This is a genomic window from Dellaglioa sp. BT-FLS60 (assembly GCF_054941065.1).
The window spans coordinates 58515-75679 of the sequence record NZ_JBSOLI010000032.1; the positions used below are offsets into that span (position 1 = coordinate 58515).

The window sequence follows — 17165 nt, forward strand, 5'->3', positions numbered from 1 at the left end:
TTTAATAAAGTACGTTTTTACTATTGATTTTCAATTTAATACGAGTAATATAATGCATATAACATAAAAAAGCACAACATAGGGAGAATATATCGCATGGATAACACAGAGAAAAAAGTAGGGATTTTTGATCGCTTATTTCATATTAATGAGTCAGGTTCAACGGTTAAACGCGAATCAATGGCCGGTTTAACGACCTTTGTATCTATGGCTTATATCTTATTCGTCAATCCTCAAGTTTTAGGTGCCGCAGGTATGGATAAAGGGGCTGTCTTTACAGCAACTGCAATTTCTGCCGCATTTGGTTGTTTCTTGATGGCATTTTTAGCAAATTATCCGATTGCAATTGCACCAGGTTTGGGCGATAATGCCTTCTTTACTTATTCAGTTGTTATTGGAATGGGTATTCCATGGCAAACGGCAATGGCCGGTGTTGTGGTTGCGTCAATTATTTTTATGCTTATTACATTATTTAAAATACGTGAAATTGTTATTGATGCCATTCCACATGATTTAAAGTTAGCAATGGCAGCAGGTATTGGTTTGTTTATTGCCTTTGTTGGGTTACAAGAAGGTGGACTTATTGTTGGAGATAAATCAACTTTAGTAGCGATTGGTTCATTAACTGTTCCGACAACGTGGCTTACTATTTTTGGATTAGTTGTAATTATTGTTTTAATGGCAAAAAAAATTCCTGGTTCAATCTTCATTGGAATGATTGCGACAACTATTTTGGGATTAGTAATGGGACTTATTAAATTACCAACGCATATTATTTCTTCTGTCCCAAGTATGGCACCAACATTTGGGGTAGGTATTGAAAATCTACATAAAATTAATTCGTTACAATTATGGTCTGTTGTCTTGATTTTCTTGATGGTTGCATTCTTTGATACAGCCGGCACATTAATCGGGTTGGCTACTCAGGCTGGATTTATGAAAGATAATAAAATGCCACGAGTGGGCCGCGCATTAATGTCTGATTCAGCTTCAATGTTAGCTGGATCTGTATTAGGAACAACGCCAACAGCTGCCTACGTTGAATCTTCAGCTGGGATTGCCGTTGGTGGTCGTACTGGATTAACGTCGTTAGTTGTAGGGGGAATGTTCGTTCTAAGTTTGTTCTTCTCACCACTTCTAACGGTTGTTACATCGCAAGTTACGGCACCAGTTTTAATTGTTGTTGGGATTTTAATGGCTCAATCATTAAAAGGTATTGATTGGGGCCGTTTTGAAATAGCAGTACCTGCATTCTTAATGGTTGTTGGTATGCCTTTAACTTATAATATTTCATATGGTATTGCTTTTGGATTTATTTTATATCCAATCACAATGATGGCAGCGGGTCGTAGAAAAGAAGTTGGTCCTGTCATGTATGTGTTACTTTTTGTTTTCTTATTCTTACTGTACGTCTTAAATATTCTTCAATAATACAAAAAAATTGATGGGTGGATAACTAAATGACACAAACATTGGCACAATTAAAAGATTATATAGAAGCTGGAGCTGCAAAGATTTCTGCAGATTTAGTAATTGAAAACGGGACATTAGTTAATGTTATGACAAGCGAATATTATCAGGCAGATGTTGCAATTTATAAAGAAAAAATTGTTGCTGTTGGTGATATTGAAGCTTATATCGGTGATGAAACGGAACACATAGATGCAACAGGAAAATATATAACACCAGGGTTAATTGATGGGCACATTCATGTTGAATGTAGCAAAATGAGTATGACAAGTTTTGCTAACGCGGTCGTCCCATTTGGAACAACGAGTGTCATTTCTGGCTTAGATGAAACAATATCTGTTGCTGGGTTAGAAGGTGTTCAAGAAGTATTTAAAGAGGTAGAAGCGTTACCGCTTAATTTATTTTGGGGGGCACCATATAAAACACCATATACGATCCCAACATCAACGATAGCTTTTAACATTAATGCAGATGTTCAAGAAACAATTCAAAAATGGACAGAATGTTACGGTGTTTGGGAAACAGTTAGAGAAGCTGTTGAAACGCAAGATGAAGATACGCTAAAAACATTGGTTCATGCACAAAATAATCACTTACCAATTTTTGGTTGTGCACCAATGACAATGGGAATTAAATTGAATGAATATTTAGCAAGTGGCGTTCGGTTAGACCATGAAAGTTATGGACATGAAGAACTTGTTGAAAAAGCTCGAAAAGGGATGAATGTTTTAATCAGAGAATCATCTGTAACACATTTTTTAGCAGAGAATATTCGAGCAATTACGGAAGTAAATCCAGCAATTGCTCGTCATGTTAGTTTTTGTACAGATGATGTTACGGCAACTGATATTTTACAAAAAGGTCATCTTGATAATCTTGTTAAGTTGGCTATCGAAGCTGGAGTAGAACCAATTACAGCAATTCAAATGGCTACAATAAATAGTGCCGAAGCTTATCGAATTGATGATCAAGTTGGTTCTGTCTCACCAGGTAGATTAGCTGATATTTTAATTGTTGATCAACCAGGTTCATTTAATGTTGAAATGGTGATTAGTCGAGGTCAAGTTGTTGCTGAAAATAAAAAAATACTTAAAACATTAGTTGCACCTACAAGAAGCGATTTATTTAAAGGACAGCTGAAACACGAGTTAACTTCGTCAAAAAATTTTGAATATAAAGTCGATGAAAAAGAAGGTTTGGCAACTGTTCAAACAATCAATAGTCAAGGTGCTTTTGTTCGAAAAAGAAAAGATGTCGATTTAATTATCAAAAATGGTATTGTACAACCTAGTCTAGAAAAAGATGTGGCTTTAGTGTCTGTGTTGGAAAGATTTGGGAAAAATGGTAATCAGTCACTTGGATTTACATCTGGTTGGGGGCTTAAAAAAGGTGCAATGGCTTCATCTTCTGCACCTGATGACAATAATATTGTCGTCATGGGTGTTAATTCTAACGATATGTCGATGGCTACAAATAAGTTAATTGAAGCAGGTGGCGGACAAATTGTCGTGATTAATGGTGAAGTAGTGTCATTTTTAGCCTTGCCAGTTGGTGGGATTATGAGCGACATGTTACCAAGTGAAATTGAAGCAGGCGAAATTGCTTTAAGAAAAGGATCAGATTTAATGGGTAGTGAGTTGCCTGATCCAATGTTCTATATGTCGTTCTTACCTATTACAGCGATTCCAGATTTGGCTATTACTGATTTAGGAATGGTGGATTGTGTTGCATTAAAAATTATTAATCCAATTATCAAAATTACACCTCTCAAAAAATAAGGAGTCATGATGGAAAAAGAAAGTTTAAAGAAGTTAATTGATGTTGCCGCTGGACGGCTTCCTGCTGATTTAGTTTTAACTAATGGTAAAATTGTTGATGTGTACAACGCATGTTTAATTAGTGGGGATGTTGCAATTGTTGATGGTATTATTGCAGGAATTGGTGGGCAATACACTGGGAAATCTGTTGTTGATATTCACGGACAATTTATTTCGCCAGGCTTTATTGATCCTCATATTCATGTAGAATCAGCTTACGTTAGTCCTGAAGAATTTGGCCGGTTAATGACGCCTCATGGGACTACGACTGTGATGGCAGATCCACATGAAATTGTGAATGTTGCAGGATTAGCAGGATTAGATTACATGATTAATGCGGCTAAAGAAACTGCTTTGGATATTCAATACATGCTTCCTTCATGTGTTCCAGCAACAAAAATGGAAAATTCTGGAGCTGTTATTTCAGCGGCAGACATGGTTGATCCACTTATGCATGATGAAACAAAAGGTTTAGCTGAATTTATGGATTTTCCTGGTGTGATTAATGCTGAAAGTGATGTTCTTGATAAATTATTAGTTGCTAAAAATTTAAATAAACGGATTGATGGACATAGTCCTCAAGTCTATGACAAAGAATTGAATGCGTATGTTGCAGCTGGAATTCAAAATGACCATGAATGTTCAACACTTGAAGAAATGCAAGATAGGTTAAGTCGTGGAATGTATGTGTTTTTACGTGAAGGATCGGTCACACATAATTTAAGAACATTGTTAAAAGGTGTGACACCTAATAATTCTAGAAGAACTGTTTTATGCGGGGATGATGTTCAGGCGAAAACAATTATTGAAAAAGGTCATTTAGATAATAGTTTGAAAATTTGTGTTGAAGAAGGCCTAGATCCTTTAGTTGCGATTCAAATGGCCACGCTCAATGCTGCCGAATGTTGCGAATTGAAAGATCGCGGAGCTGTTGCACCTGGACTTAGAGCTGATCTAGTAGTTATTAGTGATTTGAATAATATGACTGTTTCGAGTGTTTACATTTTTGGTGAAAAAATTGCTGAAAATGGTAATTATTTATTAGAAACTAAAAAATATCTAATTGATAGTGTTCAATCATCTGTTCATTTAACTAACTTTAGTCAAAATAAGTTAAGATTAGCATTAACGAGTAATCGTGTACATGCTATTGAAGTGATACCGAATGAGGCAATTACGATAGATAGAGAAATTGATGTCAGTCGTGATGACGCTGGTGATTTTATCTATAACCCAAGCATTCCAGTCGCTAAAATTTCAGTGATTGAACGTCACCATGAAACGGGTAATATTTTTACTGGTGTATTGAAAGATTATGGAATCAAAGAGGGGGCAATTGCTGTATCTATTGCACATGACTCACATAATTTGATTACAACTGGAACTAATGATCGAGATATGGCATTGGCGATTACTACATTGAAAGATATTCAGGGTGGCATGGTTTTAACGAAAAATAATAAAGTTCTAATGTCGATTCCGTTACCAATTGGTGGCTTGATGAGTGATCAATCAGGAGAATGGATATCAGAAAAGCTTGAAAAATTTAATGAGGTTGCTTATAAAGAATTAGGTATTAATGATAATGTTGATCCTGTTATGACGTTAAGTTTTATGTCGTTAGCTGTTATTCCAGAATTAAAAATTACTGATATGGGATTAGTTAATGTTAGCCGATTTGAATTTGAAGATGTAAGCGTGTAAGTATGTCTAAAACAGTCATAATCGGTCAAAAACAATTGATAATTATAATTATTTAAAAAATGAAAGTTTTATCTGATGACTAAATGTGCTAAAATGTACCTGTATTAAAAAATGCAATACAGACGTATTGTAATTTATCTAGGAGGATTTCAAATGACATTAGTAAATGGTAAAAGTATGTTCGATGCTGCACGTGCAGGTCACTACGCTGTTGGTGCCTTTAACACAAACAACTTGGAATGGACTCGTGGTATTCTTGCTGCTGCCCAAGAAAAAGGTGTTCCTGTTTTAATCCAAACATCAATGGGTGCTGCAAAATACATGGGTGGATACGAATTATGTTTACACCTTGTTCAAGATACTATTAAATCAATGGGTATTACTGTTCCCGTTGTAATGCATTTAGATCATGGTAACTATGAAGCAGCTAAAGAATGTATCGAAGTTGGATACAACTCAGTTATGTTTGATGGCCATGACTTACCATTTGCAGAAAACTTAGAAAAAACAAAAGAAATCGTTGCTTTGGCACATGCTAAAGACATCACAGTTGAAGCTGAAGTTGGCTCAATTGGTGGAGAAGAAGATGGTATCGTCGGAGCTGGTGAATTAGCTGATGTTGAAGAAGCTAAAACACTTGCTGCAACTGGTATTGACTACTTAGCTTGTGGAATTGGTAATATTCATGGCCAATACCCAGCTAACTGGACTGGCTTGAACTTTGATCGTTTAGCAGAATTAGCTGCTGAAATCAAAACACCACTTGTATTACATGGTGGTTCAGGTATTCCTAAAGACCAAATCCAAAAAGCTATTAAAATGGGTGTTTCAAAAGTTAATGTTAATACTGAATGTCAATTAGTATTTGCTGCTGCAACTCGCAAATATATTGAAGAAGGAAAAGACCAAGAAGGTAAAGGTTTTGACCCTCGTAAATTATTCGCACCAGGTACAAAAGCAATCACTGATCTTGTTGAAGATCGTATTGAATGGTTCGGTACAGCAGCTGCTAAATAATTTATTATTTAGTTCTGCTAAAAGAGTTTTCAAAATCATTATGATTTTGGAAGCTCTTTTTTTGTACGGTTAATCTATAATTTAAATGTAATATTTAAATAAAATGGCTCTTTATCAACGATTATTGATAAAGAGCCATTTTATTACCTGAATTTTTGATTTATTTATGTGGTTGTAAAAAGCTTTGACGATAAACAATATCAGCATCGAGTAAAATATTTTTATGAGTATTAACTGGGAAAATAATATTATCTTTTAGTGTGGTAATTGCAGTTTTAGCCAATTGATCAGTATCAATTTTAAATGTTGTTAGTGGTGGTGAAGTATATTTAATAATATCAATATCGTTAATACTGATGATTGAAGTGTCATTTGGTACACGAATATTGTGTTCATTAAAAGCTTGTAAGACACCAACGGCTAAAAGATCTGATGCAATTATAAATCCATTTGGTAGTGGACATTTGTTTAAATTATTAATAATTTGATTTCCGAGAGAATAACCAGTTTTGATAGAAAAGTCATCACCGATATAGATTAATTTTTGATTTAATAATCCTAATTCTCTTAAATGACTTTCAATATATTTTTGACGAGGATCTTTTAACCTAGTGGATACTGTATTTGCATGCCATAAAGAGCCACCAATAAAACCAATTGATTGGAAATTATCTTGAACAAAAAGATTAACAGCTTGCTCAATAATTGATTCTAAATTAGGTTGAACAGAATTAAATTTATGGGAATCAGGATTTGAATCAATAAAAAGGCAAATAGATGAATATTTGTATAGTAACTCAAGGTCATTAGATTGAAATTGACCAATTGTCAATATTCCATCAGTGTCAGAGGGGACATCTGTAATTTGTGAGTAGAAAGTTAATGACATGTTAGTTTTTTTGGCAGAATTAACAATACTTTGTCTAAGGTTATTATAGTAAATATCTTCTAATTCTTTCCGTGGTAAGATGGCAAAAATAACAGCAATTTTATATTTACCATGTGTTGTTGCATTAACTTTTTGATAATTTAGAGTTTGTGCTGTTTCTAAAATTTTATTACGGGCAGAATCAGAAATTGAAAAAGTGGGGTCGTTATTTAACAATCTAGAAACAGCTGCGGGAGAATAGCCAGCTTTTGCAGCAATTTCTCGAATAGTAGTCATGATAATCATCTCCTAAAATAATAGTATTTAATCGTTAATAGTTTTAGTAAATCATTTAGTTGGAAACGGTAACATTAAATAAACTATAGCACAATTCTGAATTGAAAACAGGGTGAAATAGTCGATATATAGCATAGTAAACATGGTAAACAAAGATAATTTTTTGTTTACCATGTTTTAGTAATTAACCTAGGAAAGCGCTTGCGTAGGGTGTTTTAACCGACTATGCTAGAACTATGTTATTGATAACAAACTAATAAATTATTGAAAGTGGGTATTATAAAAATGGTTACAAAATTAAATATAACCAATTTTTTGCATGGAGGAGATTACAATCCTGAACAATGGCTAGATCAACCAGAAGTGATTAAATCTGATTTTAATGCTTTTAAGGATGCCAAAATAAATACATTTAGTCTAGGAATATTTTCATGGGCAAAATTAGAACCAGAAGAAGGTAAGTTTGATTTTTCTTGGTTAGATGAAATATTCGATAAAATATCTGCACAAAATGGAAAAGTTATTTTAGCAACACCAAGTGGGGCACGTCCAAGATGGTTAGCTGAAAAATATCCAGAAGTATTGAGAGTTAATGCAAGAGGGGAACGACAACTTTATGGTGAGCGACATAATCATTGTTATACATCGCCAGTTTATCGTGACAAGGTTCAGATTATAAATCGTAAATTAGCAGAACGTTATGGTCATAATGGAATGGTTATTTTATGGCATATTTCTAATGAATACGGCGGTGAATGTTACTGTGATTTGTGTCAAGCAGAATTTCGCAAATGGTTACAAAAAAAATATCAAACTATAGATCATTTAAATCACGCTTATTGGACAACTTTTTGGAGCCATACTTATACAAATTGGAATCAAATTAAAGCACCAATGCCAAGTGGTGATACAGGTGTGTTAGGGTTGAATCTTGATTGGCATCACTTTGTAAGTGATCGAACTATTGATTTTTTCGATGAAGAAATTAAACCATTGCGTGAACTTACGCCAGATATTCCAGTTACAACGAATTTTATGGGTGGTAATCCACCTGAATCTCATGTTTTTTATGATTTAGACTATCAAAAATTTGCTAAACATGTTGACGTTGTAAGCTGGGATTCATATCCTAATTGGGCTAATGATTACGAAAGTACAAAACATTTAGCAATGAAAACAGCTTTGATGAATGATACGATGCGTGGTCTTAAAATGGATAATTATTTAATTATGGAAAATACACCATCACAGGTTAATTGGCATCCATATAATCGGGCTAAACGACCAGGAATGCATGAAATGGCAAGCCTACAAGAAATATCGCATGGTGCTAATTCAATTATGTATTTTCAGTTACATCAGTCATTAGGGTCATCTGAAATGTTTCATGGTGCTGTGATTAATAATCAATTACAAACAAAAACACGAGTTTATCAAGATGTTATTAAAGTTGGTAATGATTTAGAAAAATTAAAGTCTGGATTATTAACAAAACATCAAAAAGCGAAAGTAGCAATTATTTTTGATTATGCAAATATGTGGGCATTAGACGATAGTCGTAATTATGCATCAAAAACTAAAAAATATTGGAGAACTATTAGTGAGCAATATCAATATTTTTGGGAACATGATATTCCAGTTGATATTATTTCAACAGAACAAGAAATAACTGATTATAAATTAGTCATTGATCCAATGCATTTTTTGATGAGTAGTGTCTTTGCAGAAAAATTAGCGGCTTTTGTTAAACAAGGTGGTAGATTGGTTGGGACGTATATTACAGGCATCGTTGACCCAGAATTTTTAACGTACCAAGGCAGCTGGCCTCAAGGGCTACAAGATAGTTACGGTATAGAAATTCAAGAAACAGATACCCTATATCCTAAGCAAAAAAATACTATTTCGATGAATAATCAGGTATATGAAGCTAAAGATTACTGCGAGGTAATTAAGGTAAAAGGTGCCGAAACGTTAGGGACTTACCAAAATGATTTTTACAAAGAAACACCGGCGGTAACAAAACATAATTTTGGTAAAGGAATTGCGTACTATCAGGGTTGTAGACTAGATAATGAATTTCTTACTAATTTTTATAAAGAAATAACTGAGGAGTTAAATCTTAAGTCAACATTACCTGTTAAAAAAATGACTAATAATGTTTCAATTCAAATTAGAGAAAATGATACTAAAAGATATTATTTTATTATTAATTTTAGTCATAAAGCTACAAAGGTCGAAACAGTAACGTCTTTATATGATGTGCTTATGGAAGAGATACAGCCTAGCACCCAACTAACTTTACCCGCATATGGCGTTAAAGTATTAGTAGAAAAATTAAAAAGTTAGGGAGTAATAATAATGGATAATCAAAAGGTAGGGAAAAAACATTTAACGTGGATACAGTTAAGAGAACGAATTGCGTTTGCGCTAGGTAATTTAGGTCATTCTGCGTTTTATGGTGCCTTGAGTACATACTTTATCGTATATGTTACAAGTGGAATGTTTAGTGATGTTAGTCCCAAAGTAGCTAATCGCTTGATAGCATTAATAACAACGTTGGTCGTTATTATTCGCTTAGCAGAGGTTGTTGTCGATCCCATTTTAGGCAACATTGTAGATAATACAAAAACTAGATGGGGTAAATTTAAGCCATGGCAAGTTATCGGTAGTGTGGTGAGCTCTATATTATTGGTAATTGTATTTAGTGGTATTTTTGGATTAGCTAAAGTTAATTGGCTTTTATTTGCAATTTGTTTTGTCATAATATTTGTTACTTTAGATATTTTTTATTCATTTGCAGATGTAGCATATTGGGGTATGGTTCCTGCTATCAGTGGTGATAGTAAAGAGCGTGGTATTTTTACAGCCTTAGGAAGTTTTACTGGGTCAATCGGTTGGAATGGTTTGACAATGATTGTAGTTCCAATCACAACATACTTTACATTTTTAGCAACGGGTAAGCATGAACAAGGAACCCAAGGTTGGTTAGCCTTTGCAATTATTGTTGGTATCGTTGCAATTCTCTCCGCATTAGCAGTTGCTTTTGGAACAACAGAAAAGCATGATGTTATTCGAGAAGCTGCAAGTAAAAAAACGTCAATTAAAGATGTTTTTGTTGGAATTATAAAAAATGATCAAATTTTATGGATTAGTTTTGCATATTTAATGTATTCACTAGCTTATGTAGTTACAAATGGAGTATTGTTCTATCTCTTTAAATTTGTAATCGGTAAACCAAATGAATTTTGGATTGCTGGTGCAGTAGCCACAGTTGTTGGCTTTTCAACAGCACCTTTATATCCTATTTTAAATAAATTTATTACACGTAAAATTTTATTTTTGATTGGTCAAATCTCAATGATTTTGTCATATATCATATTTATTTTTGGTAGCAGTAATATGATTTTAGTCATCCTTGGATTAATATTATTTAATTTTACATTTGCCCAATTAGTTATTGTACTATCTTTAACAGATTCTATTGAATACGGTCAGTTAAAAAATGGAAATCGTAATGAAGCTGTTGTTCTTGCAGTTCGACCAATGCTAGATAAAATTACTGGTGCATTTTCGAATGGTATTGTAGGATCAATCGCTATTATGGCAGGAATGACAGGTAGCGCAACAGCGGCTGATATTACTGCGAAAAATGTTCATATGTTTAAAATTTTTGCTTTTTATAGCCCACTAGTATTCTCTATTTTAGCATTGATTATTTTTATGTTTAAAGTTAAAATTACTGAAAAAAAACATGCTGAAATTGTTGGAGAATTGGAAAGTAAATTGGCGCGTGGTGAAATATCGATGGATGACGATGTAGCAACTACTACAGAACTTGTTGATACTACAGTTTTGGCACCAGTTGATGGAACTTTAATGCCATTGAATTCAGTTCCAACAGGATTTAGAGGGAAAGGATTTGCTATTCAACCGACAGATGGGAAAATTTATGCACCATTTGATGGTCAAATTAAATTTACATTTTCAACTAGACATACACTTGGTATTATTTCAGAGTCTGGTTTGGAGACAATCATTCATGTGGGACTTGAAACAGTTAATATGCGTGGTGAAGGATTCATAACACATTATAATGATGGTCAAAAGGTTAAAGCTGGAGAGTTACTTTTGAGTTTTGATCAAGAGTTAATTCATAAAGCTGGTTATGATGATATTGTAATTGTCTTCTTTACGCAACCAAATCGTGTTGGTAAGATGGATGAAATATTAACGAAGTCAGTGCACCATGGAAATGAAGTTCAAAATATATCTTTGAATATAGAGACAAAATAAATTATATTATGTTAGATGGTAGTAAATTCGTAAGATAATCGAATTTACTACCATCTTTTTAATTATTATAGTACTGGTGTATATATAAACAAAAACTAGGTAATCAATTTTAAATATTAATTGATTGCCTAGAAAGTTATTTAATGCCAACTGGTTAAGTTGTTGACCTATAAAGTAAAAGCAATGGCGATAAACGCTAATAATGCGGGTAATCCTTGAACTAAAATGATCTTTTTAGCTGCTGTTAAACTACCAAAAATAGCAGCGATGAAAACAAATCCGGTGAAAAGTAACAGCATTGATTTAAGTGCTGCACCAGATAGTATTAAGAGAACAATCATTAGGCCAATACTGATAAAACCATTGTATAGCCCTTGATTTGCCATTAATGATTTAGCTTCTTTTTGATTTAGAAATTCTGGTTTTAATTCAAAAGCGTTTTGGGCTGTTGAACTCGTTGAGAAAAACATTTCTAATATCATAATAAATAGATGTTCAAGTGCGACAATCCAAGATAATATAAGTGCAATTAACATAAAAATACCTCCTTAATAGTTGTAAGTTAAGTATAACGTAATCCGAATGATGCCACAAACAATCGATTTAATCGCTTACAATGAGAAAAGTTTAATATTCAAAAAAAGACTTATGCAAGCAAACGATTTTGTGTAAGATAAGTCTTTATTAACAATATTAAGGAGAATTATAATGCCAACAAATGCAAAAGAAGGAATTATTTTTACAACATTAATGTGCTCGATGATGGTTTTCGTTATGAGTGCGTACAATTTATTATTAGTCGGAAAATTAGGAATGGCTACATTATTACTTGGATTCATTCCAGGTTTTATTGTTGCTTTCATTTTAGATGTTTTAGTTGTCGGTAAAATTGCGATGGCAATTGCTGATAAATTACCACTTAATCATGACAAAATGTGGCAAATGATTCTTGCAATCTCAGGAATGATGATTTGTGGAATGGTAGCCTTTATGTCACTTTATGGTCTGCTTATTGAAGGCGGGATGCCAGTTCATTTCTGGTCGTCATACCTTACAACTATCGGACGTAATATTATTGTCGCTGTACCATTACAATTGATTATCGTTGGACCAATTTCAAGGAAAATTTTGAGCATGATTCATGCAAATGATGAAGCTAAAAAGACCGTACAAAGTGATGTCATTTAATTGATAATTAGAAAAGAGTTTACCTTTTTAAAGGTGAATTCTTTTTTTTAGTAAGTGCTTACACTAGAAGGACCTTACTAGAAAGCGTTATACTGTAGATGTTCAGTAAAAATGATTTTTAATATAACTTCAAAATACAAAGGAGATTATAATTATGAAAGATTTTCAATTTAAAAATACAACAGATATTCGTTTTGGTTCAAATCGGATTGAAACAGAATTACATGATGCGGTCGCACAATTTGGACCTAACGTACTATTAACATACGGTGGTGGATCAATTAAACGCTCAGGATTATACGATACTGTAAAGAAGATTTTGAGTGATTTAAATGTTGTCGAATTAGCAGGAATTGAACCTAATCCTAAGATTAATTCAGTTCGTGAAGGTCAAAAGTTAGCTAAAGAAAATAAAATTGATGTTGTTTTGGCTGTCGGTGGTGGTTCAGTGGTCGATGCTTCAAAAATGATTGCTTCAGCAGCATTTTATGAAGGAGATCCTTGGGATTTAGTTATCGAACCAGCAAAACGTTTTAAAATTGATCAATTACCATTTGTTGATATCTTAACATTATCAGCTACTGGGACTGAAATGAATGCTGGATCAGTGATTTCAAATCTTGAAACAAATGAAAAATTAGGTAGTTTTGGTCCTAAAACACCAGCTGTTTCATTTCTAGATCCAGCATTAACAATGAGTGTTTCAAAATGGCAAACAGCTGCTGGTTCAATTGATATTTTCTCTCATTTGACAGAGCAATATTTTGATAAAGAAAAGAATAATGATGTGTCTGATGGGATGATTGAAGGTATCATGCGGACAGTTATTAAATGGGCACCAATTGCTGTTGCAGAACCTGATAATTATGACGCTCGTGCTAACCTAATGTGGTCATCAACTATGGCATTGAATGGAATTATGCGATTAGGCTACGAAGATGGTTGGACGTCACATCCAATTGAACATGAATTATCAGCTTACTATGATATTACTCATGGTGTTGGTTTAGGTATTGTGACACCTCGTTGGATGAAATTTGTTTTATCTGCAGATACGGTTGCTAAGTTTGCAAAATTTGGTCGCAATGTTTGGCATATCCAAGATGATGATGACCAAGTAGTTGCTGATAAGGCAATTCAAGCAGTTTACGATTGGGTTAAATCATTAGGTGTTCCAACTACCTTGCCAGGTGTTGACATTAATGATGAAACAAACTTTAAAGTGATGGCTGAATCAGCTGTCAAAGTTGGAAAATTAGATAGCGCTGTTTATGTTGATATGTCAGTTAATGATGTTATTGATTTATACAAAGCTGCAATGACAACTGACGGATTCGAATAAAAATGTTAAAGGCATCCAAAATTTTGGATGCTTTTTTTGTGCAATGAAGCTTAAATTTGTTTTCTGTAATAAAGTTCAGTATGCTAAATAATAAGAGATTACAAATCTAGAACGGAAAGAGGGCCTTTATGATAAATAGGATAAAACCACAAGTGATTCAGGGATTACTCATGTTGATTGGTTTAGAAATTATTGCGATAAGTATTAATTTCTTTTATGCACCGCAAGAAGTTGCAGTTGGTGGTGCAACCGGGATTGCAATACTTTTGGAAACAGCATTCAAATGGAACGTTTCCGTCGTGTTATTGAGTATTAATATTGCGTTATTGATTTTAGCTTATTTTATGTTGGATCGTTCAACAACTAAAAAAATTATGGTAGGAAGCTTTGTTTTACCCTTGTTTTTAGCGATTACGCCCCAAATAAATGTTGTTGAAGACCGATTATTAGCTGTTATTGTCGGTGGCGCGGTTTTTGCGGTGGGTATTTCGATTCTTTATCGAATTGGTGCCTCAAGTGGTGGGACAACTGTTCCACCGTTGATCGTTAAAAAGTATTTCAATATTAAACCTGCATCAAGTCTATTAGTGATTGATGGTATTGTGTGTTTTTTCAATATATTTGTCTCGGGTTCTGAAGCGTTTATTTTAGCTATTTTTTCATTAATCATTACGTATTTTATTATGAATTATATCGAAACGGGATTAGATCGCAAGAAAGTGCTATACGTGATGGGCACAGGAGCAGGATTAGAAAAATTAAAAACAGATATTAATGCTACTTTGGACAGAGGGGTTACCATTTTTGAGGTCAAAGGTGGCTATTCAGGAGAAAGTAAAGAAATGTTGATGATTGTTGTTGAAAATCAAAATTATCAACAAATGTTGAACAAAGTTCATGAGATTGAGCCAAATGCCTTTATTATTGTGTATAATATCGCAGAAGTTCATGGTGCGAACTTGTCTGGAATTCAATAGGAGTTTTAATATGTATGTGATGAACTGGAGTAATGGCACGAATCGCTATTGGTTGGGGATGACTGATAAGGGACTCAGTTTTGTTGGATCGCCAAATGGGTTAAAGAGCGAAATTGAAGAATTTTATCCGAAAGCTAACTTTCAAGAGAATGATGATCTATTTCAAACAATAACTGAAGAATTACAAGCTTATTTTATAGGTGTCAGACAAGAATTTACAGTAGCTATTGATTTTGATGTAAGCGGGACTAAACTGCAAAATGAGGTTTGGCAACAGTTACGACTAATTCCTTATGGTGAAACGAGATCGTATTCTGAGTTGGCGTTAAAAGTTGGTCATCCGGAAGCCGTTCGAGCGGTGGCAAGTGCGGTTGGCCGGAATCCTATTTTAATGGTTGTTCCTTGTCACCGTATAGTAAGAAAAGACGGTAGTCTAGGTGGCTATCGTGGTGGCAGCAAGATGAAGAAACAATTATTAGAATTAGAGTGTAAATAAAAAATCATCATTGTCGGGGGAGACAATGATGAAATAAGAGTAAGCTAGTTAGTTTCGGGGGAAATTAGCTAGCTTATTTAATTAGAGTGTAACAAGTACTTATGTAGAAAATAGATAGGTCTATTTTAATTTAAAAAACACTAGCTACTTCAGGAGTAGTAGTGTAAAAATACTAATCTATTCGAGACTCTGGGGGGAGTAAGTTAGATCTAAATGAAATGTTGCAGTATTTTTATAATAAATTTAAAATAGATACAAAATATTTTCGTGTCTATATTCATAGTATACGGGTTTATTTTTGAAAATATACTCATGTGACAACTTTGTTAGTTTATAATTAAATTTGTAAGATATATGAGAAAAATGATTTGGAGGAAGCAATTTTGAATTTCCTAGAAAAAGTAAAAATGAGTAAAACGATTTTAGTTGAGTGGAATACGCCTAGTACGCTTAATTCAAATGATTTCTTTGAAGGTGCTGATGTGTTGAGAAAATTAGACATTGATGCCTTATCAATTGCGGATAATCCTTTAGGAAAAGCACGTATTTCAAATACATTAATGGGTTACAAATTGAGTGAGAAAGGCCTGCCTGTCATTATTCATTTAACAACACGTGACCATAATTTAGTTGGTTTAGAGTCACAGTTAATGGGATTGAGTTCTGTTGGTTTGAATGATGTAATGATCATTAAAGGCGATCCTGCGAAAACGCAGGGGGCCACAAATGTCTATGATGTGACGTCTAAACAATTAATGATGGCAATTAAACAAATGAATCAAGGCATATCACCTTCTGGACGTGAACTGAATGGCCAAACGCATTTTAAAATTGGCGGTGCATTTAATATTAATGCGCAAGAACTAGATTTGGAATTTGAAGATATTAAACGGAAAATAGATGCTGGTGTGGATTATATAATCACGCAATCTGTGTTCAATATGACTAATGTTAATCGCTTAAAAGAGTGGCTAAAGACTAATGAAATAGCTATACCAATTTTTATTAGTGTGATGCCTGTACTTTCATTTGAGCGCGCAAAATTTATTCAAGATAACGTTCAAGGAATTGATTTAAATGATGAATTCATGGCCGAAATGAAGCAAGCTGAGCTAGAAAATAAGGAACGTGAAGTGGGTATTATAGCTTCTCAAAAATTGCTTAAGGAGGTATCAAAAGTCTTTAAGGGGATTCATTTAGTGACGCCGGGATCAGATTATCAGGCCATTGTTGAAATTATTCAAGGCACATAAAAAGCCATTATCTGGGAGGATAATGGCTTAAAGGAGTAGGAATAATTAAAATCTGGGGAGAAATTAATTAGGTGTTAATTGTTTAATTAAGGTATGAATACATAATAACAAGTAATTGTGAAGAAAGTGTGACTGAAGTTAGTCAAAATTAATTTTATTAGGTTAGTCAATTTTTAGGCAAAAAAAAAACGACACCGTAACGTAAGTTACAGTGTCGAAAAGGGTAAAACAGTCAAAATCAATTGGGGGATTGATTTTGATATTCAGACCTTGGGGGAGGTACTGAATAAGTTTTATTGATTAGGTTACTTATCCAATATACCAATTGTTTGTTTAAAATGCAAGAGTTAAATTAAATAAAATTAATAAAAAAAGTTATTCGTACCAATTTAGCCTGTTTCGCGGTAATATATGACTAGAATAAAAATTAGAATTGACCTTTT

13 protein-coding genes are annotated in these 17165 nt (G+C 33.6%); 11 read left to right on the plus strand and 2 right to left on the minus strand.

The genetic code is table 11. The features are described from left to right. Positions 1–96 precede the first annotated feature (96 nt). From ACVQ8P_RS04725 to fba, 4 genes are all read left to right on the plus strand, one after another. Complete coding sequence (locus ACVQ8P_RS04725) at positions 97–1431, plus strand: NCS2 family permease (RefSeq protein WP_462297828.1); 1335 nt, start codon at positions 97–99, stop codon at positions 1429–1431. 29 nt (positions 1432–1460) lie between these two features. Further along, a complete protein-coding gene (locus ACVQ8P_RS04730) occupies positions 1461–3248 on the plus strand; it encodes an adenine deaminase C-terminal domain-containing protein (RefSeq protein WP_462297829.1) in 1788 nt (595 codons plus the stop codon). Between the two features lie 9 nt (positions 3249–3257). Then, positions 3258–4991 (plus strand): adenine deaminase, encoded by a 1734-nt coding sequence (gene ade / locus ACVQ8P_RS04735; protein WP_462297831.1) that lies wholly within the window; start codon positions 3258–3260, stop codon positions 4989–4991. Positions 4992–5144: 153 nt separating this feature from the next. Then, complete coding sequence (gene fba / locus ACVQ8P_RS04740; protein ID WP_462297833.1) at positions 5145–6008, plus strand: class II fructose-1,6-bisphosphate aldolase; 864 nt, start codon at positions 5145–5147, stop codon at positions 6006–6008. 160 nt (positions 6009–6168) lie between these two features. Here fba and ACVQ8P_RS04745 read toward each other — a convergent pair whose 3' ends face one another. Further along, positions 6169–7173, minus strand: coding sequence for a LacI family DNA-binding transcriptional regulator (locus ACVQ8P_RS04745; protein WP_462297835.1), 1005 nt, complete (start codon positions 7171–7173; stop codon positions 6169–6171). A 285-nt stretch (positions 7174–7458) separates the two neighbouring features. Here ACVQ8P_RS04745 and ACVQ8P_RS04750 point away from each other — a divergent pair, with 285 nt between their 5' ends. Next, positions 7459–9519: a beta-galactosidase gene (locus ACVQ8P_RS04750; RefSeq protein WP_462297837.1), complete on the plus strand. Its 2061-nt coding sequence runs from the start codon at positions 7459–7461 to the stop codon at positions 9517–9519. A 12-nt stretch (positions 9520–9531) separates the two neighbouring features. After that, positions 9532–11466 (plus strand): glycoside-pentoside-hexuronide (GPH):cation symporter, encoded by a 1935-nt coding sequence (locus ACVQ8P_RS04755; protein WP_462297839.1) that lies wholly within the window; start codon positions 9532–9534, stop codon positions 11464–11466. A gap of 167 nt (positions 11467–11633) precedes the next feature. On the opposite strand, the gene ACVQ8P_RS04760 is transcribed toward ACVQ8P_RS04755, so the two are convergent. Then, positions 11634–12002 (minus strand): DUF1304 domain-containing protein, encoded by a 369-nt coding sequence (locus ACVQ8P_RS04760; protein WP_462297841.1) that lies wholly within the window; start codon positions 12000–12002, stop codon positions 11634–11636. Between the two features lie 172 nt (positions 12003–12174). On the opposite strand from ACVQ8P_RS04760, the gene ACVQ8P_RS04765 reads away from it, so the two are divergent. The 5 genes from ACVQ8P_RS04765 to ACVQ8P_RS04785 all read left to right on the plus strand — a co-directional run bounded on the left by ACVQ8P_RS04765 (position 12175) and on the right by ACVQ8P_RS04785 (position 16722). Further along, positions 12175–12654: a DUF2798 domain-containing protein gene (locus ACVQ8P_RS04765; RefSeq protein ID WP_462297844.1), complete on the plus strand. Its 480-nt coding sequence runs from the start codon at positions 12175–12177 to the stop codon at positions 12652–12654. Positions 12655–12808: 154 nt separating this feature from the next. Next, a complete protein-coding gene (locus ACVQ8P_RS04770; protein ID WP_462297846.1) occupies positions 12809–13996 on the plus strand; it encodes an iron-containing alcohol dehydrogenase in 1188 nt (395 codons plus the stop codon). A 128-nt stretch (positions 13997–14124) separates the two neighbouring features. Further along, entirely contained in the window at positions 14125–14973 is an 849-nt protein-coding gene (locus tag ACVQ8P_RS04775; protein WP_462297848.1) for a YitT family protein, read from the plus strand. 10 nt (positions 14974–14983) lie between these two features. Further along, positions 14984–15469, plus strand: a complete 486-nt coding sequence (locus ACVQ8P_RS04780) for a methylated-DNA--[protein]-cysteine S-methyltransferase (RefSeq protein WP_462297850.1) — start codon at positions 14984–14986, stop codon at positions 15467–15469. Positions 15470–15876: 407 nt separating this feature from the next. Then, positions 15877–16722, plus strand: a complete 846-nt coding sequence (locus ACVQ8P_RS04785) for a methylenetetrahydrofolate reductase (protein ID WP_462297852.1) — start codon at positions 15877–15879, stop codon at positions 16720–16722. Positions 16723–17165 lie beyond the last annotated feature (443 nt).